This is a genomic window from Bradyrhizobium sp. AZCC 1719 (assembly GCF_036924525.1).
Lineage (GTDB): Bacteria > Pseudomonadota > Alphaproteobacteria > Rhizobiales > Xanthobacteraceae > Bradyrhizobium.
Window position 1 is genome coordinate 3,772,859 of record NZ_JAZHRU010000001.1, and the last position, 23,782, is coordinate 3,796,640.

The window sequence follows — 23,782 nt, forward strand, 5'->3', positions numbered from 1 at the left end:
GTGGCGCTCGTTACAGCTCCTTACATATTGTGGTCATGCGGATCCTTACGGACGTCGCCGACATAGAGAATGACGGTCTCCTTGCCGAGATTCTTCCACCAGTGCGAGGTGCCGGCGACTTCCGGCCTGATCTCGCCGGCCTTGTGCACGATCGGCTCCGAGCAGTTGCTGGCGTATTCGACGATCTCGCCCTGCTGGACGTAGATTAGCGCAGGCCGGTCGTCATGGCTGTGCCAGGGCACGATGCCGCCGGGCTCGATGGTCAGCTTGCGGAAGCGCAGCTCGCGATTCCTGATGTTGGCCGGCTGTTTCTCGAGGTTGATCGAGCCAAGGGTGACGTCGGTGACGCCGACAGGCTTGTAGTCGACCATTGCGCGGACGTTTGGCTGCATCTTGCCGGCCGGGCATTCGCCCGCAATGGCGGTCGAGGTGGTTGCAACCGAACCTGCAACCATTCCGGCGAGTGCGAGACCTTGCCAGATTGTGCATGAAGCGACGTTGGATTTGGACATGTCGTGGTCTCCTCTGTTTCTATCTTTGCCGTGGCCCCGAATGATCTGGCCGGCTACGTCATCACCATCAAGGAAACCGCTCACGAGAGGAAATGCCGGTTGGCTCTTGACTCCATAGCGTCGCGCTATGCGGCTAACCGTGGCCGAGCATGTGCTTTATGTCGGAGGAAAACGTCGGATAGGCGTAGATATTTTCCCGGATCTGGCTCGCGGTAATGCCGAAGCGCATCGCCAGTCCGAAGATATTCACGAGCTCCTGGCCGGCATGCCCGACGAAATGCGCGCCTAGGATGCGGTCGGTAGATTGATCGACGATCACCTTCGACCACGCCACTGTTTCGGCATAGGTTTTCGCGGAGAACCAGTCGAGCATGTCATTGACGTGGACGTCGATCGCAAGACCGTTCTGCCTGGCGGCGGCTTCCGTCAGGCCAACCGAGGCGAGCGGCGGCACCGTGTAGACCGATGTCGCCATGCTCGCGTAGTCCGGGCTGTATTTAGCGCCTTCGACGATGTTTCGGCCGACGATGTCGCCCTCATAGGTCGCGATCGGCGACAGTTGCGGCGAGGTCGGCACCGCGTCGCCGCAGACATAGACGTTGGGATTGGAGGTCGACCGCAGATGGCGGTCGAGCGCGACGCGGCCATCGGCTTGCTCGACATGGCCCGCGGCGAGATCCAGCGTATCGACATTGGCGACGCGTCCGGCGCCGTTGACGACACGGTCGGCTTCGGCTGCGTGCTCGGCGCCGTTATGGCTGAAGACGACGCGCAGGCGGTCCTTCGCCTTTTCAATTTGCTTGACGCTCACTGTAGTTCTGATGCGAATGCCGATGCGCTCGCTCTCGGCCTGCAAGCGCGCGACGGCGTCGGCGTCCATGGCAGGCAATAGCTGCGGCAGCGCCTCGAGGATAGTGACCGCAGCACCGGCGCGCGCATAGACATGGCCAAACTCGAGCGAGATGACGCCGCCACCGATGAAGATCACGGAAGCCGGCAGTTCGCGCTCGCTCAGCATTTCGTCCGAGGTGATCATGAGCTCGGCTCCCGGAATTGGCAGCGGCCGCGGCTTCGATCCCGTCGCAATCACGATATGCCTGGCCTCGAGTGTCCGGCTTCCGACGCGGATTGTATTGGATCCTGTGAACGCGCCGTGGCCCTTGATGACCTCGACATTGCGCTTGGCCATCGCGCGGGCGAGATTGGCAGGGATGTCCTTGATCATGTCCTTCTCGCGGTCGATCAGCGCGGCCCAGTCGAGTTTCGGCTTGCCGACGGCTATGTGATGGATGGATGCGCGTTCGATCTCGTGCAGCGCGTGGCCGGCGGCGACCAGCACCTTCTTCGGCGTGCAGCCGCGGTTCGGGCAGGTGCCGCCGAGAAGATCGGCCTCGATCATCGCGACCGACATTCCCGCGCGCCGGACTGGTCCGGTGACACCGATGCCGGCATTGCCGCCGCCGAGAATGACAACGTCAAATTTCTCCGGTGTCATCGAACGAACTCCTCTGTTGGCAACGCCGCATGCGATCAGGCCGCGCCGGCGGCGCAGCCTGATGAGCTTGCGGCAAGCGGGCCGGCACGGCTACTTGGTTGTGATGGTCGAGGTGATCGAGCCCACCACCTTGGTCGCCATCTCGAACTGCGCCACACGGTCCCTGATGTTGTGATGCCTGGCGATCCATCCGAAATCGGTCCAGACTGCCCAGACGTCGCCATTGTCGTCCTGCGTCAGCAAGAGCCGGACCGGCCAGTCAAGCCCGGCGTTCGGATTCGAGGTGATAAACTGCGTCCCGAGCGGCGGATTGCCGAACACCAATAGCGTCGAGGGACGCAGCTTGATGCCGGCGTCGGCCGCGAGTTTCGACTGGTCGATCTCGCTGAAGAATTTGATGCCCTTGGCTGCGATATCCGCCTTGATGCGGCTGATCGCCTCTGGCATCGGCACCGCGCTCTTGACGCGAACGATACCATCGTCGCTGTCCGCCCGTGCTGCCGAGACGACGGAAAGCACGAGCACCGCCAGCAGCAGTGTGGCAAAGAAATTTGCAAAGCGGTTCGCCAGATGGCGTGTCATGGGAAACCTCCTGTCAGTGGCGCATGCCCTCTGCATGCCTTCGAGGACAGGATGAACGTTCGGCGGGCCGATATGAAATGCGCATCCGCTCTCAAGTCGATAGCGGCGAACTATCGGTGCCCCTCAATACGCCATGGCTATCGAACTGATTGTGCAACGGCATTTCAAATCAGGGGACGTCCATCCTCTGATGGGCCAGCGCCCGATTGGCGGGCGCGATGCCAATCTTGAGGAATTTCACATGACCAGCCTGTCCAAGACCCTGATTGCCGCCGCGGCCTTTGCGGCCGTCGCAACGACCGCCTTCTCGCAGGTCCCCTGGGAATTCAATCCGGGCATGGCCTACATGTATGCCGGCCCGGGGAAGATGTCGGCGATGGCGATGGCTGCGACGCCCAAGAATCACGGCGCGATGATGAAGAACGCCAAGAAGGTGCCTGCTAACACCGTGTTCTTCATGGACAAGGGCCAGCTCTATTCGACCTCGGGCATGCTTGACCCGACCGGCAATTTCTATCTGCCCTGAAGCGGGAGCACTGCAGCGTTCGGGCCACCCTTGCGGGGCGGCCCGAGCCGGAAAATAATACGGATATGCCGGAGCAAGCCATGACGACAACGCTATCGCCAGCCAACGCCGAACGCCTCAAGGAGGCGTTCCAGCAATGCCGCGACATGGAGGGTACCTTGCGCGAGCAGCTCGAGGCCTACGCCGCGGCGGGGCGGGAGATCTTTCCGGCCTATGGCGAAGCGGTCGACCGGCTGGTGGCGCGGCTCAATGAGAATGGGGGCGGCGAAAACGCGCCAAGGCCGGGCGAGGCGATGCCGCCGTTCCTGTTGCCGGACGAGACCGGCCGGCTGGTCAGTCTGAAATCGCTCCTCGATCACGGTCCGGTCGCAGTGATGTTCTATCGCGGCCATTGGTGCCCTTACTGCCGGCTGAATGTGCGGGCGGTGATCCAGGCCCAGGACCGGATCAGGGCATTGGGCGCGCAGACGGTTGCGATCATGCCGGAGACGCAGGCCTATGCCGAGAAATTCAAATCCGAGGCCGCAGCGCCGTTCCCGGTGCTAACCGATCTCGACAACGGCTACGCGCTGTCGCTCAACCTCGCGATCTGGCTCGGCACCGAAATCCAGCGGCTGCTTTCGTATCAGGATATGGCGAGTTTTCAGGGCAATGACGGCTGGGTGCTGCCGATCCCGGCTACCTTCGTGGTCGGCCGCGATGGATTGGTGAAGGCCCGCTTCGTCGATCCCGATTTCCGCAAGCGCATGGAGATCGACGACCTGATCGCCGCGTTGAAGAGTGCAAGCGAAGAGCGATAGCCCGAGCCCATCCCGGCCGTCCTCGCATTGCGTCTAGCGGGAGGAGCTCTTGCGCTTCGTTGCCTGGGCCTTGCGTATATTGCGGGTCCGCGCGCGCCGCATGGCCGGTGTCGGCTTGGCGCGTTCGGGTACGTTGGGCCGATCCGTCGCCTTGAAGCGGTCACCGGAAAGATGGCGCGGCGGTGCGCCGAGAGTTTTCAAAATCTTTCGCGCATCCGCGGTATCCGGCACCAGACGGGCGCCGACGCGATGGGCATGCTCTTTGCTGATCAGCCATTTCTGAGTATCCCAGGAACCACTGCCGCGCTTGCCGGCGACCCGTTCGATTCCGCCTTTCGTTCCGATATCCTGGGTGCGGAACGTCTTGAATTCCTGCCGCGGCCGCACTTCGATATGGAAGAAACCGCCGCTGCTGCGGGCTCCGGGCTTGGCGCGGCGGCGCCCCTCGGGCTGAACCCTTGCGTGGGCTTGCGCCGACATGCCGCGCCATGCCGTGCGGGCCTTGCGAATGTTCTTCTTCGCTGCGGCCTTTTGCTTTGCCGTTGCCATCGTGAACTCCTCACTGTTGGTTCCGACATATTGTCAACACGAGGATTCTGGCAAGGTTCCCGGGTAATCGACGTCAGCGTTCGATGGTGCCTGAACGCCGGATCTTCTTCTGCAATAGCATCACGCCGTACAACAGCGCTTCGGCGGTTGGCGGGCAGCCCGGAACATAGATGTCGACAGGAATGATGCGGTCGCAGCCGCGCACGACCGAGTACGAATAGTGGTAATAGCCGCCGCCATTGGCGCACGACCCCATCGAAATCACATATCGGGGCTCGGGCATCTGGTCATAAACCTTGCGCAGCGCGGGGGCCATCTTGTTGCACACTGTACCGGAGACGATCATGACATCGGCCTGCCGTGGACTGGCACGGGGCGCAAATCCAAACCGCTCGGCGTCGTAGCGGGGCATCGCCATCTGCATCATTTCGATCGCGCAGCATGCGAGGCCAAATGTCATCCACATCAACGAACCACCGCGGGCCCAGGTGATCAAATCATCGGCGGCGGTAACGAAGAAGCCTTTGTCGCTGAGCTCATGGTTCAATCCGGCAAAAAAGTACTCATCACGCACGGGAGCGCCGGTCCCCGGGTCCAAGATTCCCGTTCCGGAGGGCGTGATCAATGGTCGGGAGTCCGGCATCGGGCTGCTCCCACGGGTTGTTTGCGAGGCTTACGCTTTCCCGTCTATGACGGCAGAAACTTCATACAGATGTGGATCGATCTCGCTCGTGATTTCGTCGAAGTGGCCCCACTGCTTGCGAAACTCCGGCGATTGATGGGCCGATCGCAGCAGATCGCTATTCTGCCATTGCACGTAGTTGACGATGCGGCGTCCATCCAGACTGCGGTGCAGGCTGATCGAAATGAAGCCCGGCTGACGCGCCATGAAACGGGCGCGCTCGGTCATGACCGACAACGCCTCGGCCTGCTTCTCGGGCTCCGACTCGACGATCGTGATCTGGGTAACGGGTTGCTTGTCGGCGTGGATCTGCGGCATGGCTGATCTCCCTTGATCGAGACCGAATTCAGCGCAGCTTCGTGGCGCAGCGCCTGGCGCAGGTCCCCAGCGTTGCTGGCGCGCGCCGGTAGCCGCGAGCTCGACGATGCCGGCGAGCAGTCCAGCCATGGCAACCTCGCCTCAACTACGGAAATTCCGCGAACGGCAAGCAGTTCCGAGAATTACCCTGGGGCGTGCAAGACTTGCGCGAACATGATCGCTGCCGCACAAGGCCGGTGGCCGGCCGACCGGATGTAAAGCGTTGGTAGTGGAACCGGGGGAGAAACTTCAAGAAAGAGAAATCTCCGAGAAAGAAAAATCTCAAAAAAGCCCGGAACGTGATCGCGCGTCGAAAGTTACGTCTGCAAGGAGCAAGTAACCCTCATAGAAGGTGAAAAGCTCCGACGGCCCCGTCATTTTGCGATTTCAAATGGCGGGGTCGCTCTTTATCGACCTTCACTCTACCGAGCAAGCATACGCCGCGGTTCCGCGGGGCGGAGCGCTGCATCAGCGGGGTGGTTGCATGCCTGGGGAAGTCAGCCAATTTCTGATTTCGACTGCCTTCCTCATTTGCAACGCCTTCCGTTTGGCGGCTTCCTTGTCATCGCCGGGCGGCAGCTTATCCGCTGTCTGCTGCAAATCCTCGGCGATCTGCTCCCAATCTTTGCGGTTCGGGCGCGGATGAGATTTCATCGGTCCCTCCAACTCCCAGCCAGATCTCTATATGGTGCGGCCGGCCTGGATTTTAAGGGGATTCGTACTCAGCGCACATGCGGCGGAAAGCCCGGGAACCGATCCAGCCGGGGCTTCTCAGGGAGTTCCATTCCTGTCGATGAGTTGCTGCCAATTGGTGCTACGCAGCATCCGCATCACGGCGGATGCCACCGCAGTCCGTTCACGTCCGGCCACGCCGTAAAGATTTACCGTTCGCCGCGCATCCAGCCCTTCGACGCTGGCGCGCTTTAGCGTCGGCGGGATCGACGCAGTATCGGGCACCACGGCGACGCCGATATCGGCCTCCAACAGTTCGATCAGATCGCGCTCGGATGCGATCTCGTGGCTGCGATCGACGTCGAGGCCGTGTTCGCGAAGCGAAGAGTTCACCCGCGCCGCATGTTCGCAGTAGTTCCGCGACAGCAATTGTTCGGCGCGAAGATCGCCGAAGTCGAGTTTATCGCGGTCTGCCAGCGGATGCTTCCGGTTGATGACGAGCTGAAAGTTTTCGGTAAACAGCGGCCAGGTATCGAGCCGGTCCCACTCTTCGCTGATTTCGGCGGCAATGCCGAGTTCGGCTTCGCCCTTCTTGAGATATTCCGCGACTTCGCGGGCGTTGCCGCGCAAGAAACGAAACTCCAGACGATTGAACATCCGCTTGATCTGGTCGAGATGCGGAATCAACAGCGACAGATCGACCGAATGGGTCAGTGCGATCCGGAGCGCGCCGACTTCGCCGCTCTTGAAGGATGAGGCAAGTTCGCGCGCGCCGGTCGCCGCCTCATAACATTGCTTGAGCAGCGGATGCATGCGCTGGCCGAGCTCGGTCAATTGCGCGGCCGGGCGCTCGCGGCGAAACAGATCGCCGCCGAGTTCGGCCTCGAGCTGCTTGATCGCCCGCGTCAGCGACGGCTGCGTGACGTTGCACTCGTCGGCGGCGCGCGTGAAGTTGAGCACGCGCGCGACCGCAAGGAAGTAGCGAACCTGATGCATCTCCATGGTCGTGCCCCGCTCTGCCGTGCAGGAAAGCTACTCGATTGCGCCCCCCGATGACTACCCAAACCGCGATAGCGCAGGCGTATGGTTTTGGAAGCCAAAGGGCATTTCCTTGAAGCCGTGCCCGCGTGCAGATTGCGGCGGAAATGGTCTCGTTACGACGTTGACCAGCCACACGAAAGGGCGGCCCATGAATATTCAGCTCAAGACGCAGGGCGCTTCGGCCTTGCGGCCACTGACAGGCAAAGTCTCGCTGGTCACGGGCTCGACCAGCGGTATCGGGCTCGGGATTGCCCGTGCGTTGGCCGGAGCCGGCTCGGCCGTGGTGCTGAACGGTTTCGGCCCGGCGGCCGAGATCGCCAAGACCCGCGATCAGCTTACCGCCGATTTCGGCGTAGAAGTCAGCTATTCCGCGGCCGATATGACGAGCCGGGAAGCAATCGCCGAGATGATCGCGGCCACGGTCGCCAGTCACGGCCGGCTCGATATTCTGGTCAACAATGCCGGCATTCAACACGTCGCGCCGCTCGATCAGTTTCCGGTCGAGAAGTGGGACGCGATCCTGTCGATCAATTTGTCATCGGCATTTCACACCATGCGGCTCGCATTGCCCGCGATGCGCCAGAACAGGTTCGGCCGCATCATCAACATCGCTTCCGCGCACGGCTTGGTCGCGTCCCCGTTCAAGGCGGCCTATGTTGCCGCCAAGCACGGCATCGTCGGCCTGACCAAGGTGGCGGCGCTGGAGACCGCGGAGGACGGCATTACCTGCAACGCGATTTGCCCGGGTTACGTCTACACGCCGCTGGTCGAGGCGCAGATCGACGGCCAGGCCAGGGCCCACGGCATTTCCCGCGAGCAGGTCATCCACGACGTGCTGCTGGCGCAGCAGCCGAACAAGCGTTTTGCCACGGTTGAGGAGCTCGGCGCGCTGACGGTGTTTCTTGCCAGCGACGCGGCGGCGTCGATCACCGGCATCGCGCTGCCGGTCGATGGCGGCTGGACCGCGCACTAGCACGACAAAATCCGAGGGAGCGTGACATGAAGGACGTTCAGGATATCGGCCCTTCGCCGAACTTGCGATCGCGGGCCAGGTCCGAGTCGGGTCAGATCGTCCTGGTGCTGCAGGGCGGCGGCGCACTTGGCTCTTATCAGGCCGGTGTCTATCAAGCGCTGCATGAAGCCGGAATCGAGCCGGACTGGATCATCGGCACCTCGATCGGTGCGATCAATGCCGGCCTGATCGCCGGCAACTTGCCGCAGAACCGGCTGTCGCGGCTGCGCGAATTCTGGAAGAAGATGGAGCAAAATCCGGTCTGGACCTTTCGCGACATCTTTCCAGGTTTCAACGAAAAGCTTTCTTATTGGTCGACCGTGACCAACGGCATTCCCGGGTTCTTTCGGCCCAACCCGTTGGCCCATGCCGGCGATTCCTATCCGCTCGGCGCCGACAATGCCGGCTATTACTCGACCGCGCCGCTGGAGCGGACTCTGAGCGAGCTGGTCGATTTCAAGCTGGTCAATCAATGCACGCCGCGCCTGACCGTCGGCGCCGCCCATGTCCGCACCAGCCAGATGCGCTATTTCGACAGCCGGGACTGTGAGCTCGGCGTCAGGCACATCATGGCGTCGGGCGCGCTGCCGCCGGCATTCCCGGCGATCCGCATCGACGGCGAGCTTTACTGGGACGGCGGCATATTGTCGAACACGCCGACGGAAGCCGTCTTCGACGATAATCCGCGCAAGAACTCGCTGATCTTCGCCGTGCATCTTTGGAATCCGTCCGGCGCCGAGCCGACCACGATGGCGGAGGTGCTGAACCGGCACAAGGACGTGCAGTATTCGAGCCGGATCGCCAGCCACATTGCCCGCCAGCAGCAGGCGCATCGGCTGCGCCATGTCATCAACCAGCTCGCCGCGCGTCTGCCGGAGGCCGAGCGCAACAGCGAGGCGGTGAGGGAACTGACGGGCTATGGCTGCCCGACGCGGATGCATGTGGTGCGGCTGCTCGCCCCGCAGCTCAGCCGCGAGGACCACACCAAGGACATCGATTTCAGTCCGTCCGGAATCATGCAGCGCTGGGACGCCGGTTACCGCCACACCAAAGCAGTGCTCGAGAAGCAGCCCTGGGTCGGCGAGTTCGATCCGCTCTCCGGCGTCATCCTCCACGAGCAGATGGAGGCGATGCCGGAAGCGGCGGAGTAGATGGGAGTTACGCGGCGATGGAAGGCGCGACCGTCTTGTGGTAGAGCGCGCTGTAGCAGGCAGCCGACAGATCCCAGCTAAACGATCGCGCCATTGCGTTGCGTCGCATCGTGTCGAGCCGGTCCTTGGCGCGGAAGGCTTCGAACGCCCGACGCACGCCGCCGAGAAACGACTCCGGCGACGGCTTTGCGAACAGGAATCCGGTTTCGCCGTCCTTGATGGTCTCCGCCAGCCCGCCGGTCTGGTGACCGATCGGCAGCGATCCGAACCGCTGCGCATACATCTGGCTCAGCCCGCACGGCTCGAACCGTGATGGCATCAGCGTGAAATCGCTGCCGGCAAACATCCGCCGCGCCTGTCCATCGTTGAAGCCGATGACGACACCGATTGCGTCCGGCCGGCGCAGATGTGCCTCGACCAGCGCCTTCTCGATGTGGGGCTCGCCGCTGCCGGTCACGACGATCTGGCCGCCGGCATCGATGATTTTGTCGGCGGCTGACAATACGAGGTCGACGCCCTTCTGGTGGACGAGGCGGGCGACAAGCGCAAAAATCGGCCCGCGTGACACCGCCAGGCCAAACTGTTTGCGGACGTAGTTCGCGTTCGCCTGCTTGCCCTCCCAATCGCCGGCGCCAAAGGTCTGCGCCAATTGTGCGCAGGCGCGCGGATCCCAGCTTTCGTCGATGCCGTTCAGGATGCCGGTCAGTTGGTCGGCGTCCGAGCGGCGCTTCAGCAGGCCTTCGAGCCCGCAGCCGAGCTCGCGCGTCGTGATCTCCTTTGCGTAGGTCGCGCTGACGGTGGTCAGGTGCGAGGCATAGACGAGGCCGCCCTTCAGGAACGACATGTGGTCGTAGAATTCGAGCCCGTCGATATGGAAGGAGCTTTCGGGGGCCCCGATGCGGCGCAGCGAGTCCGCGGGAAACAGCCCCTGATAGGCGAGGTTGTGGATGGTCAGGATCGAAGGAACTTTTGCATCCTTCCAAGCCAGATAGGCGGGCGTCAATGCAGCCTGCCAGTCATTGGCGTGAACAAGGTCCGCTGCCCAATTCTTGTCCACCTTGCCCAAGGCAAGTTCGGCGGCAGCGGATGCAAGCCGCCCGAAGCGGATGTCGTTGTCGGGCCAGTCTTGGCCGTTTTCATCGCCGTAGGGGTTACCGGGCCGGTCATATAATTGCGGGCAGAGCAGGACGTAAACCGGCAGGCCGTCCTTGGTCGCTGCCCGTCCCACAGTGCAGGCCGGCATCTCCGCTAACGCCGCACATTGTCCAACGATATCAATGTGCGTGAGCTGTTCGACGACGTCCCGATAGCCGGGCAGCATGACCCGGACGTCACTCCGCCGACGAAGCGCCCGGGGTAGGGCGGCGGACACGGCGGCGAGCCCGCCCACCCGGACGAAATCATCCATTTCCGTAGTGATGAATAAGACTCTCAAAGGAATGCCCTCTACCAGCCTCTGATGAGAGGAAATGCAAGAAAGGGTCCAGTTTACTCTAAGGGTCCAGTCTACTGGCGATAATGCCGGGCCCTAGCTATCGGTTCCTGATGCGAAAGGCTTTCCTGCCGCGGCGGCGCCCTTTAGGGTCACGCCGCGCCAACAACAAGTGCCATTAGGCCCAAGGAGCTACACGAGAATGACGATAGCCGGTAACGAGCAGAGGAGTATGACAGGCAGCTTCGCAGGCCTACGCGTCCTCGATTTCTCAACCACGATTGCCGGGCCTCACTGCACGCGCATGCTAGCCGATATGGGCGCCGAGGTCATCAAGATTGAAACCGAGGAGGGCGAGACGATGCGAACCCGTCCGCCGGTAAGGAATAATTGTTCGACCGCCTTCGGCCAGCTCAACGTCGGCAAGAACAGCCTGGTGCTCGATCTGAAATCGCCCAAGGGCGTCGAAGCTGTCCGCCGATTGGTCGCGACTGCTGACGTGCTGGTGGAGAATTTTCGCCCCGGCGTGATGCGGCGATTGAAGCTTGATTATGCCTCCCTGCACGGCCTCAACCCGAAATTGGTCTATTGCTCGATCTCCGGATACGGCCAGACCGGGCCGTCGGCGGAGCTGCCGGCCTATGCGCCGGTGATCCACGCGGCATCCGGCTATGAGATGGCGCATCTGGCCTACCAGCCGGGACGAAGCCGGCCGGACTATTGCGGCATCTATCACGCCGACGTACTCACCGGTGTCTACGCATTCGGCGCGATCTCGGCGGCGCTGTATCAGCGTACAGCGACCGGGCAGGGCCAGCATATCGACGTCTCGATGCTGGAATCCATGCTGAGCCTGACCTTGAACGAACTGCAATGGTCGCAGTTCGAAGTGAAGCCGACGCAACGGCCGATGTTCGGCCCGATCGAGACGACGGACGGCTATGTGATGATGGCGATCGCCAGCGAGAAAACCTTCCAGAGCCTGATGCAGGTGATCGGTCATCCGGAATGGGTGAGCGATCCGCGCTTTGCCAAATATTCCGACCGCCGGGAAAACTGGACGAGCCTGATGGAAGGCGTGGAGGCATGGTCGCGCACCGTGACGACCGAGCAGTGCCTTGCTGCGCTCAATGAGTACGGCGTGCCTTCGTCGGCCTATCGCACGGTCGCCGAGGCGCTGCGCGATCCGCAGATTGCCCATCGCGGCGCATTGGCCGAGGTCGAGGACGGCGGCGGCACCTTCAAGGTCCTCAATTTGCCGTTCCGCATGTCGGGCGCCAACGTGTCGGCGGCCAAGCGCATGTCGACGCTCGGCGAGCACACGAGTGCCTACCTGAAGGAGACCGGCCTGTCGGAGGATGAGATCGCATCCTTCGCTGGCAAGGCGCAGTTGGCCGAGCGCGCCTGACGGCGGGGCGTCGCGACGCAAGGGTGGCGATGCTGCGGCTTTTCATCCGCGGCTTGCAAACGCCCTTGCCCGCGCCGGCGTTTCCGGACAATCTCCGAGAGCCATCGACGATCCGGAATACCGGACGAACGACATATCGGAGGGAACATCCATGAAAGCGGCGATCCGTTCGAGCGCGCTCGCGCGAATATTTCTTGTGGCGGGATTTGGCGTGGCGTTGTCGGCAATGCCCGCCAGCGCGCAGAAAGCGGGCGGCAGCATCGCGGTTGGCCTTGAGCTCGATATTCCCGGTTTCGATCCGCTGAAGGTTGGCGTCTACGACACAGCCGCACTCACCGCGTCATCCGCCATTTTCGACACGCTCACTTATCTCGATGCCAACGGCAAGCCGCAACCCAGGCTCGCATTGTCCTGGTCCACTTCGGAAGACTTCAAGACCTGGACCTTCAAGCTGCGCCCGGGCGTCAAGTTCCACGACGGCACGCCGTTCAATGCCGAAGCTCTCAAAGCGAATTTCGACCGGCAGAAGGACCCCGCCAACAAGTGCCGCTGCGCTTTCTATATCTCCAACGTCAACAACGTTCAGGCTCCGGACGAACTGACGGTGGTCGTCAATCTCAACGACCCCCAAGTGAATTACCCCGCGCTGGTTTCTTTCGCGAACGTGAACGCCTCAGTTCACTCCCCAACGGCGTGGAAGGCGAAGGGCGACGACTACAACCGCAATCCCGTCGGCACCGGTCCCTATATTCTGAAATCCTGGACCGCCGGCGATCGCATGGTTCTGGAGAAAAACCCAGATTACTGGGACAAGGACAAAGTCTATTTCGACCGCATCACGCTCAAGCCGCTGCCCGACGCGCAATCGCGCTTCGCGAGCCTGCAATCCGGCGAAGTCGACCTGATCTGGGAAGACGAATTTTCCGCCGATAGCATTCAGAAGGCACAAAAGGACTCCAAGCTGACGGTGCACACCTACGCCGGTTCGGGTGCGGCGGTATATGCCATGAATACCAAGACGCCACCGTTCGATGATTTGCGCGTGCGTCAGGCGATCGTCATGGCGCTTGACCGCAAGAAGATGTCGCAGGCCATCACCAATGGTCTGTCTCGCCCGGCCAGCAACCCCTACGGCGACGGGTCCTGGGTCAAGTGCAAGGACGATGGTGCACTTCCCGAGGACCTCGAGAAAGCCAAGGCGCTGATCAAGGACTACGGCAAGCCCGTCGAGTTCAAGATGCTCGTGACGGCGACGCCCCGTGGGCGCACCGTCGGTCAGGTGCTGCAACAATTGTGGAAGCGGGCCGGCATCAACATGGAGATCGAGCAGGTCGATCAGGCGACCATTCCCCCGCGCGCATTCATGCGCCAGTTCCAGATGACGCCCTGGCGGATCGTCGATCTCGCCGATCCCGACATCCAGATGTTCGCCAATTTCCACACCGGCAGCCCCGTCGCACTCGCCAACTACTCCAATCCCGAGCTCGACAAAATGCTTCAACAGGCGCGCGTCACCGCCGACCAGAACAAGCGCATCGATCTCTATTGCGAGATCACGCGGCTGATCAACAAGGAGGCGATCTGGTTCTGGACCTTCCAGAACACCTACTACGCGATCTCGAGCGCGAAGCTCAAAGGGCTGCCCAAGATGTACAGTGGGATGATCGACGTATCGCGCGCCTGGAAGGAATAACCGTCGATGGCGTTCTTCGTCGCACGCCGGCTGTTGTACTTGTTGCCGGTGCTGATTGCGGTTTCGCTGCTCACCTTCTCCATCGCGTCGCTGCTGCCGGGCGATCTCGCGTACACCATCCTCGGTGACCAGGCGACGCCGGAGAACGTGGCGGCGTTGCGGCACGACATGGGACTGGATCAGCCGATCTGGTGGCGTTACCTGAGCTGGCTCGGCAATGTGCTGCAAGGCGATTTCGGCCGTTCGTTCCGCACCGGACAGACGGTGCTACAGGCGGTTGCCGAGCGGCTGCCGGTCTCGATCGAACTGATGCTCCTGGCGCAGCTCGGCGCTCTGGGGATCGGCGTTCCACTGGCGATCGTCTGTGCGGCGCGCAGCGGCGGCCCGTTCGACCGCTTCATGACCGGCACTGCTTTTGGCATGTTGTCGGTGCCAACCTTCCTGTCGGCGATCCTGCTGATCTATTTCTTCGCGGTCGAACTGCGCTGGTTGCCGGCCACCGGCTATGTGCCGTTTGCCGAAGACCCGCTCGCTAACCTGCGCTTCTTCGTTTTACCGTCGCTGACGCTGGCACTGGCGGAATGGCCGAGCATCATGCGCGTGCTGCGTTCCGACATGATTGCGACCTTGCAGGAAGACTATATCGCGCTCGCCAAAGCAAAAGGCCTGACGCCGGCGCGAATCCTCTTTGTGCATGCCCTCAAACCATCGTCGCTGACCTTGGTCACGATCACCGGCATCAATATCGGCCGGTTGATCGGCGGCGCTGTCATCGTCGAGACGATCTTTGCGCTTCCGGGCATTGGCCGGCTGCTGATCGGCGCGATTCTGACGCGCGACCTCATCATCCTGCAGGGCGTGGTGCTGCTGGTCGGCGCCGGCTTCGTCATCATGAATTTCATCGTCGACATGCTCTACGCGGTTCTCGATCCCAGGATTCGCCATGGCCACGCTTGAACTCGATGTCGCCGAGGTGGCTGTAACCCAGCCTGCGCGCAAGGGCCGGCGCCTTGGCATGCTGTTCTGGGCGGCGATCGGCTGGATGACTTTCGTTTTCGCGCTGGCAGTCTTTGCACCCGCCCTGCCGCTGCCGAGCCCGACCGACATGGACATGCTGGAACGGCGGGCCCCGTTCTCTGCGGAACATTGGCTGGGGACCGACGGGCTCGGCCGCGACGAACTTTCGCGCCTGATCTACGGCGCGCGGATTTCGCTCGTGGTCGGTCTCTGCGCGCCTGTAATCGGGCTCACCATTGGCGGCGCGCTCGGCATGCTCGCGGGCTATTTCCGCGGCCGGTTCGAATCGATCGTTGTCGGCAGCATGGACGTGCTGCTGGCCTTTCCGCCGCTTATCCTGGCGCTGGCCGTAACGGCCTATCTCGGGCAGTCGATTCTCAATCTCACTCTCATTCTCGGCTTCCTTGGCGTTCCCGCCTTCATGCGGGTGGCGCGCGCTGCGACGCTGACGCTGGCGCGGCGCGAATTCGTTATAGCGGCGCAGGCACTGGGCGCCACGCATGTGCGCATCCTGTTGCGCGAACTATTGCCGAACGTGATCCTGCCGCTGTTTGCCTTCTTCCTGCTCGGCGTTGCCATCACCATCGTCGTCGAGGGTTCGTTGTCATTTCTCGGGCTCGGCGTGCCGCCGCCGATCTCGAGCTGGGGCAGCATGATCGGGGAGGGGCGCGAGAGCCTCGACGTGGCCCCGCGGCTCGCCTTCCTGCCGGCAGCGGCGATGTTTCTCACCGTGCTTTCCTTCAATCTAGTCGGGGACACGCTGCGTGCGCTCACCGATCCACGACAGGGCGCGCTGTGAACGGGAATAACTTGCTTTCTGTCGAAGACGTCGTCGTCGATCTTCCGACCCCGCGCGGCAATCTGCGCGCGGTGGATCATGTCGACCTCACCGTCGGCGCCGGGCGCACGCTTGGTATCGTCGGCGAATCCGGCTGCGGAAAAACCATGCTGTCGCGGGCGGTTCTGCAATTGTTGCCGAAGAAGGCAAAGCTCTCCGGCCGGGTGATGTTCGACGGGCAGGACCTGCTGCAGCTTCCGCCGGAGAAACTGCGCAAGCTACGCGGCCGGTCGCTGGCGGTGGTATTTCAGGATCCGATGACCTCGCTCAACCCGGTTCTCACGATCGGGACGCAGTTGATCGAGACATTGCAGGAGCACCTCGAACTGGAAGATGCCGCCGCCACCAGACGCAGCGTCGAGCTGCTCGCGGCGGTTGGAATCCCCGCGCCCGAGCAGCGGCTGGCGCAGTATCCGCACCAGCTCTCCGGCGGCATGCGGCAGCGCGTGGCAATCGCGATCGCGCTGTCGTGCGAACCAAAGCTCCTGATCGCCGACGAGCCGACCACCGCGCTCGACGTCACGATCCAGGCGCAGATCCTCGATCTCTTGGCGAGGGAGCAGCGTCGCCGCCACATGGCGATGATCATCATCACCCACGATCTCGGCGTCGTCGCCGGCCGCACCGACGAAGTTGCGGTGATGTATGCCGGCCGCGTGGTTGAGCGCGCGCCGACGCCTGCCTTGTTCAAGAAGATGCGAATGCCCTATACCGAGGCGCTTCTGGCGGCGCTCCCCAAACTCGACGCTGCGCCCCACACGCCGCTGCCGGCGATATCGGGGCGTCCGCCCGATCCGACGCGGCCGCTGAAGGGATGCTCGTTCTCGCCGCGCTGTCGCTATGCGGTGGCCCGCTGCCAGAATGAGAAACCGGCGCTCGAGGCGGCAGAGACGAAGGCCCATCAGTTCGCCTGCTTCCACCCGATAGAAGCCCACGCGGATGCCAATGCATGATGCCGCAATCCGCTCCATCGATTTCGTCTGACGCGTTGCTCGAAGTCGACAATCTCGTCGTCGAATATCCTGTCGGTTCCAGGATCGTTCATGCCGTGTCCGGCGTCTCCTTGCAGATCGCCCGCGGCGAAACGCTGGGTCTGGTCGGCGAATCCGGGTGCGGGAAGTCGACGCTCGGCCGCGCCGTCCTGCAACTGCGCCGCCCAACCGCCGGGCGTGTGCTGTTCGATGGCCACGATCTTACGACGATGCAAGGCGATGCCTTGCGGCTGATGCGCCGGCGCGTGCAGTTGATCTTCCAGGATCCGATCGCCTCGCTCAATCCGCGCCGCAAGATCGGCGACATTGTCGCCGAGCCGCTGGTGATCGCGGGCGTCAAGGATCCGGAAAAGCGCAAGCGGCTTGTCCACGAGGTGCTGAGCGCGGTCGGACTTGACCCGATGCTCGTCGTCGGGCGGCTGCCGCATGAGTTTTCCGGCGGCCAGTGCCAGCGCATCTGCATTGCACGCGCGCTCATTCTCAATCCCGAGTTCATCGTCTGCGACGAGCCGGTCTCCGCGCTCGATGTATCGATACGCGCCCAGATCCTCAATCTGCTCGAAGAGATGAAGGCCCGGTTCGGGCTGACGCTGCTGTTCATTGCGCACGATCTCGCCGTGGTGAAAGCCGTGAGCGACCGCGTCGCGGTGATGTATCTGGGGCGGCTCTGCGAGGTTGGTCCCTCCGAGCAGCTCTTCGCCAGGCCGGCGCATCCCTATACCGCGCTCCTGATCGAGGCGATTCCGATGCCCGATCCGGATGTGCGCCCCACCGAGACTGTGCCGGTGGGGGAGCCGCCGTCGCCGATCGCGCCGCCGTCCGGCTGCCGGTTTCGCACCCGCTGTCCCCGCGCGGATCAACGATGCAGCGACGAGATGCCGGAACTGCGCGCGGTGGCGCCCGGTCAGTTCGTGGCTTGCCATCACCCGCTGATCTGAATACTCGGGGAGCGCTGCCCGCGTTTGTCTCGACGGGACGGACGTGGCAATGTCCGTTCTCAAGAAGTGTTTACGCCCAAGAAAATGGTCCAAGAACAAGAAAGACGGGAGAGAAGCGATGAAGAGTTTTCAGGTCGCTGAGTTCAACGCACCACTGAAAGAGGTGGATCAGGAGACGCCGCAGCCCACGGGTGCGCAGGTGCTGATCAAGGTGAAGGCCGCCGGCGTCTGCCATAGCGATCTCCACATTTGGGAAGGCGGTTACGATCTCGGCCATGGCCGCAAGCCGCTCTCGCTGAAGGACCGCGGCGTGTCGCTGCCGCGCACGATGGGCCACGAGACGGTCGGCGAGGTCGTGGCATTCGGGCCCGACGTTACCGCTGCCGACAAAGGCGATCTCAAGGTCGGCGACGTCGCGCTGGTCTATCCCTGGCTCGGCTGCGGCAAATGCGCTACCTGCGTCGGCGGCGACGAGAACATGTGCGTGGTGAAACCAAATTCGCTCGGCGTTTATTGCGACGGCGGCTATGCCGACTACATGACGGTGCCGAATCCGAAGTATCTTCTGAACCTCAGGGGGCTCGACCCCGTCACCGCCGCGCCCTATGCCTGTTCCGGCGTCACCACCTATAGCGCGCTGAAGAAGGTTGAATTCGCCTTCAACTCGCCGATCGTCATCTTCGGCGCCGGCGGCCTCGGCCTGATGGCGCTGTCGCTGCTAAAGGCGATGGGCGGCAAGGGCGCCATCGTCGTCGACATCGATGCGCGCAAGCGCGAAGCGGCCGAGGCCGCCGGTGCGCTTGCAACCGTCGACGGCAAGGCGCCGGACGCGCTGGAGCAGCTCGCGAAAAAGGCCGGCGAACCCATTCGCGCGGTGATCGACCTCGTCGGCAATGCGCAGACCACGCAGCTCGGCTTCGACTGCCTCACCAAGGGCGGCAAGCTCGTCATCGTCGGCCTGTTCGGCGGCGGTGCGACCTTTGCTTTGCCGCTGATTCCGATCAAGGCGATCACGATCCAGGGCAGCTATGTCGGCAATCTGCGCGAGACCAAGGAATTGCTCGAACTGGTTCGAAACAAGATGATCGCGCCGATTCCGGTGACGACGCTGCCGCTCGCGAAAGCCAACGAAGCGCTCGCCGATTTGCAGAAGGGCAAACTGGTCGGCCGCGCGGTGCTGACGCCGTAGCCTGTTGCCGCCGTCATTGCGAGGAGCGAAGCGACGAAGCAATCCATCCATCCGTTATGCCGCGAGATGGATTGCTTCGCTTCGCTCGCAATGACGAGGAAAATTCCCAAATCTCTTTCAAGGAACCCCCATGTCCGCGAATAACGCTCTCCACATCGCCGTGCTCGGCGGCGATGGCATCGGCCCTGAAGTGATGGCGCCGGCGCTGGAAGTCCTGCGCAAGATCGAGGCGACGAGCGAGCTGAAGTTTCGCTTCACCGAGGCACCGGCGGGCGCCAACAATTATCTCGCGACCGGAAAATCCATGCCCGACAGCACCGTGCGGCTGTGCGAGGAGGCGGACGCCATCCTGCTCGGCGCTTGCGGCCTGCCGTCGGTACGCTACCCTGATAACACCGAGATCGCTCCGCAGATCGAACTGCGCTTTCATTTCGATCTCTATGCCGGCGTGCGCCCGGCGCGGCTAATTCCGGGCGTGCCGAGCCCGATCGTCGGCGCCGATCAGCGCGGCATCGACCTCGTGCTCATCAGGGAATCGACTGAAGGGCTGTTCGCCTCGATGGGCAAGGGCGTAGTGACGGAAACCGACGCGCGCGAGACGCTCGTCATCACCCGCAAGACCTCCGAGCGGCTGTTCGAGTTTTCCTTCAAGCTCGCCGAACGGCGCAAGGCCCGCGGCAAGACGAATGGCGGTCTGACCTGCGTCGACAAGGCGAATGTGTTCAGGGCCTTCGCGTTCTTTCGCGAGATGTTCGATGAAGCCGCAAAGCGCTATCCGGCCGTCAAGACAGACCGCGTCTATGTCGATGCCTGCTCGCTGATGATGGTGAAGCGTCCCTGGGACTTCGACGTCATGGTGACGGAGAACATGTTTGGCGACATTCTCTCCGACCTCGCCGCCGGCCTGATCGGCGGCCTCGGCATGGCGCCCTCAGCCGATATCGGCGACCGCTACGCCGTGTTCCAGCCGTGCCACGGCACCGCGCCCGACATCATGGGGCAGGGCAAGGCCAATCCCACCGCGATGATCTTGTCGGCCGCGATGATGCTGGACTGGCTCGCCGAAAAACACGGCCTCGAAAGCGCCGCCGAAGCCGGCGAGCGCATCGAGCGGGCGGTCGACAAAGCCTATGCCGGCGGCATCACGCCGATGGAGTTCGGCGGCAACAACGGCACTGCGGATATCGCCAAGGCGGTGCTGGCGGCGTTGTAGCTTGTAGCCCGGGTGAGCGCAGCGATACCCGGGACCGCTGCCTGAACTGGGCGAGAATCCCGGATGTCGCTTTGCTCATCCGGGCTACGGGACCGGTGTCACTTCCCCTTGAACTGCGGCTTGCGCTTTTCCATGAAGGCCGTTCGGCCTTCGCGGAAATCCTCCGAATCCATGCAGGCGCGGCCGATGGCTTTGATCGCGTCCATGTCGCGCTTGCTTTCGTCCTTCAGCACCTCGGCGATGGTGATCTTGGCGGCCTTGATGGCGAGCGGCGCGTTGCCGGAGATGGTGCGCGCGATCTCCGTGGTGGCGTCCCACAACTCCGCGTCCGGCAACACGCGGTCGACCAATCCGATCCGCAACGCTTCCGCAGCCTCGATCCGCATGCCCGTGTACATGATGAGCCGCGCCCAGGATGGGCCGACCAGCGAGACCAGGTGGCGCAGGCCGTCATAGCCATAGGCGATGCCGAGCTTGGCGGCTGGAATGCCGAACTGGCTGTTGTCGGAGGCGATACGGATGTCCGTGAGCATCGCGACCTGCATGCCGCCGCCGAGGCAGAAGCCGCGGATGCAGGCAATCGTCGGCTTGGGGTAACTTGCGAGCAGCGCGCGTTGCGCCTCGCTCCGCTTGGAATATTCTTCCGACGCCGCCGCATTATGGCGGGTCTTTTCGAACTGGCTGATATCGGCGCCCGAGACGAAGGCCTTGTCGCCGGCGCCGACCAGGATCACGACGCGCACGTCCGCGTCGTCGCGCAGTTCGGTCAGTGCGTGGCCCAGGCCTTCCCACATTTCGAGCGACATCGCATTGCGCTTGTCGGGATTGTTGAAGGTGATGACGCCGACGCCATCGCTGACGCTTTGCAGGATCTTGCCGTCGGCATAGGATATTTCGGCAGTTTTGGCGATGTCGAGCATCGGTTGCGGCTTTCACTCGTGAGGCTTGGTCCATTGTCGGACAAGCGTCGCGCCGAGGTCAATTGCCGCCTTTGCACGTGCGACCAGCAGAGGGCGCCGGGCAATGGGGGGAGTCGTCAGGGCAGGAGCGGGCTCACGCGCATTGCGTGTGGCGGGATATCGGCGTGACGGTGATGCAGTCGTTGTTGATGGTCGAACCGGCGGTGGTCGTCGGAAACCTGCCGCGTCGGCTTTTCGCTGCGGTGCATCCGAACTCCGCCATCCCCATCCTGATGGCGTCGCACGGGTATGGTCCCGGCCAGCTCAAGATTTGGCCCAGCGCAGCAACAGGCTACCCGGCGATTTCTCGCACGATTGATCGGGTCCGCGGTGCTGCGATCCAGGCGCGATAGTGCCTAGCCCTCGTTGGCGGCGATCGATTCCATCAAAGACACCAACTGACGCTGTACAGTCTGGTCCTTGATCTTGCTGTAGGCACGAAGCAGCCTCAGGCTGAACGCGCTGTCCAGGAAGAGCAGGCTCTCGACTTCGCGCGCCTTGCCGTCGCCGTCGTAGAAGAACGTCACCGGCACGTCGAGCGCGGTAGCGATTTGCTGAAGACGAGCAGCGCCGACACGATTGACGCCCTTCTCGTACTTCTGAACCTGCTGGAAGCTGACGCCGAGCTTGTCGCCAAGCTCCGCTTGCGAGATTTTCTGTTCCACACGCCGCAGGCGAATCCGCTTGCCCAATTCGATATCGGGTTTGCCGGCGCTGCGCTGTTTCATCTTTTTCGCTGCTGATCTGTTCATTCTGGTTTTACCGTCCTTCAATCGGGAAACCCTGGCAAAAGTAGGTCAGGGGTTCATCCATATGTACCGCGTTAAAGTCAGTCCGGTCCGTGAGTTGGTAGTGGGAACCACGGAATTCCTGAGAGATTGCGGGATGGTAGCCAAACGCCTTTGCGTATTGGAAGCATCCTGATACCGGCGTCGCCAACTACCTAAAGCTGTCGGCGCCCGGGGCGTATTGACAAAACCCCGCCCACTACATTTGGCAAAATATTCGACAAACCACAACCACCGCGAGTTCAATGGCCACAGATTTTGGCCGGCATGCTTACTGTGTCGCATCAAGCACCGGATTTCTACGGGGGATGAGGGCCGATCGTGCCGTCGTTCGCAGCGCGTCGGCGGTTGTTGCTAAAGTTTCCGCGGACACTGATGCCTGATAAAATACAGCAGAGTTCAGCTCCGCTTTCGGATCAGGCGTGCCGGGAAATAGCAGCAAGTCGCGTGCTCGCCGCGCTATCGGAATCCTGCAAATGGATCTGGCGCAGCGTCGTTCGAACGGGAACGCGCTTGCACGCGGGACGGGCCGGATCCGACATCGCGCAATATTTGCGGCGTGTCGGTTGCACTGTGCCGGCGGCATCCCACGGATCGATCGATGTCGCGCAGCGACGCACATGCCGAAGCCGTGTCGGGGCGCTTACGGCTATTGGCCCCGGGGGACGCAGGTTCGGCTCGAGCCGGGATTTGCCCAAAATGATGCAATCATCGGCCTGGCCGTCTGCGGCTTATTGGCCTGGGGTACTACTTAAATTGGCTTCCACAGCCGCACCGTTTTGCATACGCTTTGCGGTAGTGGCCGCGTCGTCGGCCAGGCCAAAGTCCCGCTTACAAGGGACGGGCGTTACTGGGGAGGAAGCTATGAAACGAAGAACCCTACTTGCGGGCCTTGGTGCGACGGCTGCGGCCGGCGTCCTGGGCATGCCATCGATCGTCAGAGCACAGGCGCCCGTTACCCTCAACGGGGCGGTGCAGTTCAACGACGATCACGCCTTCACCAAGGCGCTGACCAGGTTCGAAGAGCTGGTGAAGAAGTACTACGGCAAGCCGGTCAACTTCACGCTGCACAAGAACTCGTCGCTCGGTCTCGAGAAGCAGTATTTCGAGTACATGTCGCAGGGCAAGGCGGTCGATTACGGCATCGTCTCGCCGGCCCACATGTCGACCTTCGCCAAGGCGGCTCCCTTCATCGATGCACCCTTTGTGTTCAAGGGCATCGAGCACATGAACAAGGTGGTCGAAAAGAATATTCTGGCACCTGTGGCCGACGAAATCGCTGTTAAGGCGGAGGTCGTCCTGATCGGCTATGCGGGCGGCGGCATTCGCAACATCTTCGCCAACAAGCCGCTCAAGAACCTCGCCGATCTCAAAGGCCTCAAGGTGCGCGTGCAGGGCGCTCCGATCTGGTCGAAGACGTTTGCAGCCGTCGGCATGAGCCCGACGGTGATCGCCTACAACGAGGTCTACAACGCCATCCAGAACGGCGTGATCTCGGCGGGCGAAAACGAGGCGGCCGGCGTCGAGGCGATGAAGTTCTACGAAGTCGCCCCGCACCTCAATCTGACCCAGCACGCGGTATCGATCCGGCCGATCTGCTTCTCGGTGAAGACGTTGAAGACCCTGCCGAAGGACTTGCAGGACGCGATCATGAAGGCCGGCAAGGAAGCCGGCGATTATGGCCGTCAACTGGAGTCGAGCGAGGAGGTCGTCAAGCTCGATACGCTGGAAAAGGCCGGCAAGCTCAAGCGCGTTCCGTTCGAGGAGCGCGATGCCATGAAGAAGCTCGCCGATCCCGTGATGGCCACTTATGCCAAGGAAATCGGCGCCGAGGCCATCTTCGAGAAGATCAACGTCGCCTGATATTTGTCGCGCCGAGCGATAGGAAGTGGGGCAAGCCGTGCGGCTTGCCCCATTCCGTGATCGTTACCTTCCG

General features: G+C 62.4%; 25 protein-coding genes. 14 read left to right on the forward strand and 11 right to left on the reverse strand.

Going from position 1 to position 23,782, the window contains the following annotated elements:
- Nucleotides 1–20: 20 nt before the first annotated feature.
- The 3 genes from V1292_RS17610 to V1292_RS17620 form a co-directional block, all read right to left on the reverse strand.
- Complete coding sequence (locus tag V1292_RS17610; RefSeq protein WP_442894562.1) at nucleotides 21–455, reverse strand: cupin domain-containing protein; 435 nt, start codon at nucleotides 453–455, stop codon at nucleotides 21–23.
- 190 nt (nucleotides 456–645) lie between these two features.
- The gene (locus V1292_RS17615; RefSeq protein WP_334373989.1) at nucleotides 646–2,007 is read right to left on the reverse strand and encodes a dihydrolipoyl dehydrogenase family protein; all 1,362 of its coding nucleotides are present in this window, start codon (nucleotides 2,005–2,007) and stop codon (nucleotides 646–648) included.
- A 90-nt stretch (nucleotides 2,008–2,097) separates the two neighbouring features.
- On the reverse strand, nucleotides 2,098–2,589 hold the full coding sequence (locus V1292_RS17620; protein WP_334373990.1) for a DUF302 domain-containing protein: 492 nt from the start codon (nucleotides 2,587–2,589) through the stop codon (nucleotides 2,098–2,100).
- A 241-nt stretch (nucleotides 2,590–2,830) separates the two neighbouring features.
- Between V1292_RS17620 and V1292_RS17625 the strand changes: the two genes are divergently transcribed.
- Together V1292_RS17625 and V1292_RS17630 are read left to right on the forward strand one after the other, a co-directional pair.
- Nucleotides 2,831–3,115, forward strand: a complete 285-nt coding sequence (locus V1292_RS17625; protein WP_334373991.1) for a hypothetical protein — start codon at nucleotides 2,831–2,833, stop codon at nucleotides 3,113–3,115.
- Nucleotides 3,116–3,195: 80 nt separating this feature from the next.
- Nucleotides 3,196–3,915 (forward strand): peroxiredoxin-like family protein, encoded by a 720-nt coding sequence (locus tag V1292_RS17630; RefSeq protein ID WP_334373992.1) that lies wholly within the window; start codon nucleotides 3,196–3,198, stop codon nucleotides 3,913–3,915.
- A gap of 33 nt (nucleotides 3,916–3,948) precedes the next feature.
- Here V1292_RS17630 and V1292_RS17635 read toward each other — a convergent pair whose 3' ends face one another.
- From V1292_RS17635 to V1292_RS17655, 5 genes are all read right to left on the reverse strand, one after another.
- Complete coding sequence (locus V1292_RS17635; protein WP_334373993.1) at nucleotides 3,949–4,464, reverse strand: hypothetical protein; 516 nt, start codon at nucleotides 4,462–4,464, stop codon at nucleotides 3,949–3,951.
- Between the two features lie 73 nt (nucleotides 4,465–4,537).
- Nucleotides 4,538–5,107 carry a NuoB/complex I 20 kDa subunit family protein gene (locus V1292_RS17640; protein WP_334373994.1) on the reverse strand — a complete coding sequence of 190 codons (570 nt, stop codon included), beginning with the start codon at nucleotides 5,105–5,107 and terminating at the stop codon, nucleotides 4,538–4,540.
- Between the two features lie 30 nt (nucleotides 5,108–5,137).
- A complete protein-coding gene (locus V1292_RS17645) occupies nucleotides 5,138–5,593 on the reverse strand; it encodes an antibiotic biosynthesis monooxygenase family protein (protein WP_334373995.1) in 456 nt (151 codons plus the stop codon).
- Between the two features lie 378 nt (nucleotides 5,594–5,971).
- Entirely contained in the window at nucleotides 5,972–6,157 is a 186-nt protein-coding gene (locus tag V1292_RS17650) for a hypothetical protein (protein WP_334373996.1), read from the reverse strand.
- A gap of 117 nt (nucleotides 6,158–6,274) precedes the next feature.
- Nucleotides 6,275–7,177, reverse strand: coding sequence for a LysR family transcriptional regulator (locus V1292_RS17655; protein WP_334373997.1), 903 nt, complete (start codon nucleotides 7,175–7,177; stop codon nucleotides 6,275–6,277).
- Nucleotides 7,178–7,364: 187 nt separating this feature from the next.
- Here V1292_RS17655 and V1292_RS17660 point away from each other — a divergent pair, with 187 nt between their 5' ends.
- A complete protein-coding gene (locus V1292_RS17660) occupies nucleotides 7,365–8,189 on the forward strand; it encodes a 3-hydroxybutyrate dehydrogenase (protein ID WP_334373998.1) in 825 nt (274 codons plus the stop codon).
- Nucleotides 8,190–8,215: 26 nt separating this feature from the next.
- The gene (locus V1292_RS17665; protein WP_334373999.1) at nucleotides 8,216–9,379 is read left to right on the forward strand and encodes a patatin-like phospholipase family protein; all 1,164 of its coding nucleotides are present in this window, start codon (nucleotides 8,216–8,218) and stop codon (nucleotides 9,377–9,379) included.
- Nucleotides 9,380–9,386: 7 nt separating this feature from the next.
- Here V1292_RS17665 and glgA read toward each other — a convergent pair whose 3' ends face one another.
- Nucleotides 9,387–10,814 carry a glycogen synthase GlgA gene (glgA, locus tag V1292_RS17670; RefSeq protein WP_334374000.1) on the reverse strand — a complete coding sequence of 476 codons (1,428 nt, stop codon included), beginning with the start codon at nucleotides 10,812–10,814 and terminating at the stop codon, nucleotides 9,387–9,389.
- Between the two features lie 229 nt (nucleotides 10,815–11,043).
- Here glgA and V1292_RS17675 point away from each other — a divergent pair, with 229 nt between their 5' ends.
- The 8 genes from V1292_RS17675 to V1292_RS17710 all read left to right on the forward strand — a co-directional run bounded on the left by V1292_RS17675 (nucleotide 11,044) and on the right by V1292_RS17710 (nucleotide 20,099).
- A complete protein-coding gene (locus V1292_RS17675; protein ID WP_334374001.1) occupies nucleotides 11,044–12,219 on the forward strand; it encodes a CaiB/BaiF CoA transferase family protein in 1,176 nt (391 codons plus the stop codon).
- Between the two features lie 151 nt (nucleotides 12,220–12,370).
- The gene (locus tag V1292_RS17680) at nucleotides 12,371–13,912 is read left to right on the forward strand and encodes an ABC transporter substrate-binding protein (protein ID WP_334374002.1); all 1,542 of its coding nucleotides are present in this window, start codon (nucleotides 12,371–12,373) and stop codon (nucleotides 13,910–13,912) included.
- Nucleotides 13,913–13,918: 6 nt separating this feature from the next.
- The gene (locus V1292_RS17685) at nucleotides 13,919–14,869 is read left to right on the forward strand and encodes an ABC transporter permease (RefSeq protein ID WP_334374003.1); all 951 of its coding nucleotides are present in this window, start codon (nucleotides 13,919–13,921) and stop codon (nucleotides 14,867–14,869) included.
- Nucleotides 14,856–15,728 (forward strand): ABC transporter permease, encoded by an 873-nt coding sequence (locus V1292_RS17690; RefSeq protein ID WP_334374004.1) that lies wholly within the window; start codon nucleotides 14,856–14,858, stop codon nucleotides 15,726–15,728. The genes V1292_RS17685 and V1292_RS17690 overlap by 14 nt, the downstream gene beginning before the upstream one ends.
- An 11-nt stretch (nucleotides 15,729–15,739) precedes the next feature.
- Nucleotides 15,740–16,720 carry an ABC transporter ATP-binding protein gene (locus tag V1292_RS17695; RefSeq protein WP_334374005.1) on the forward strand — a complete coding sequence of 327 codons (981 nt, stop codon included), beginning with the start codon at nucleotides 15,740–15,742 and terminating at the stop codon, nucleotides 16,718–16,720.
- Entirely contained in the window at nucleotides 16,717–17,697 is a 981-nt protein-coding gene (locus tag V1292_RS17700; protein WP_334374006.1) for an ABC transporter ATP-binding protein, read from the forward strand. Before V1292_RS17695 ends, V1292_RS17700 begins: the two co-directional genes overlap by 4 nt.
- A 118-nt stretch (nucleotides 17,698–17,815) precedes the next feature.
- The gene (locus tag V1292_RS17705; RefSeq protein ID WP_334374007.1) at nucleotides 17,816–18,886 is read left to right on the forward strand and encodes an alcohol dehydrogenase; all 1,071 of its coding nucleotides are present in this window, start codon (nucleotides 17,816–17,818) and stop codon (nucleotides 18,884–18,886) included.
- Nucleotides 18,887–19,016: 130 nt separating this feature from the next.
- A complete protein-coding gene (locus V1292_RS17710) occupies nucleotides 19,017–20,099 on the forward strand; it encodes an isocitrate/isopropylmalate dehydrogenase family protein (protein ID WP_334374008.1) in 1,083 nt (360 codons plus the stop codon).
- Nucleotides 20,100–20,197: 98 nt separating this feature from the next.
- Here V1292_RS17710 and V1292_RS17715 read toward each other — a convergent pair whose 3' ends face one another.
- A complete protein-coding gene (locus V1292_RS17715) occupies nucleotides 20,198–21,019 on the reverse strand; it encodes an enoyl-CoA hydratase (protein WP_334374009.1) in 822 nt (273 codons plus the stop codon).
- Nucleotides 21,020–21,183: 164 nt separating this feature from the next.
- Between V1292_RS17715 and V1292_RS17720 the strand changes: the two genes are divergently transcribed.
- Entirely contained in the window at nucleotides 21,184–21,411 is a 228-nt protein-coding gene (locus tag V1292_RS17720) for a hypothetical protein (RefSeq protein ID WP_334374010.1), read from the forward strand.
- 3 nt (nucleotides 21,412–21,414) lie between these two features.
- Here V1292_RS17720 and V1292_RS17725 read toward each other — a convergent pair whose 3' ends face one another.
- The gene (locus V1292_RS17725; RefSeq protein WP_028347342.1) at nucleotides 21,415–21,810 is read right to left on the reverse strand and encodes a helix-turn-helix domain-containing protein; all 396 of its coding nucleotides are present in this window, start codon (nucleotides 21,808–21,810) and stop codon (nucleotides 21,415–21,417) included.
- A gap of 900 nt (nucleotides 21,811–22,710) precedes the next feature.
- Between V1292_RS17725 and V1292_RS17730 the strand changes: the two genes are divergently transcribed.
- Entirely contained in the window at nucleotides 22,711–23,709 is a 999-nt protein-coding gene (locus V1292_RS17730; RefSeq protein WP_334374011.1) for a TRAP transporter substrate-binding protein, read from the forward strand.
- The last annotated feature ends 73 nt before the right edge of the window (nucleotides 23,710–23,782 follow it).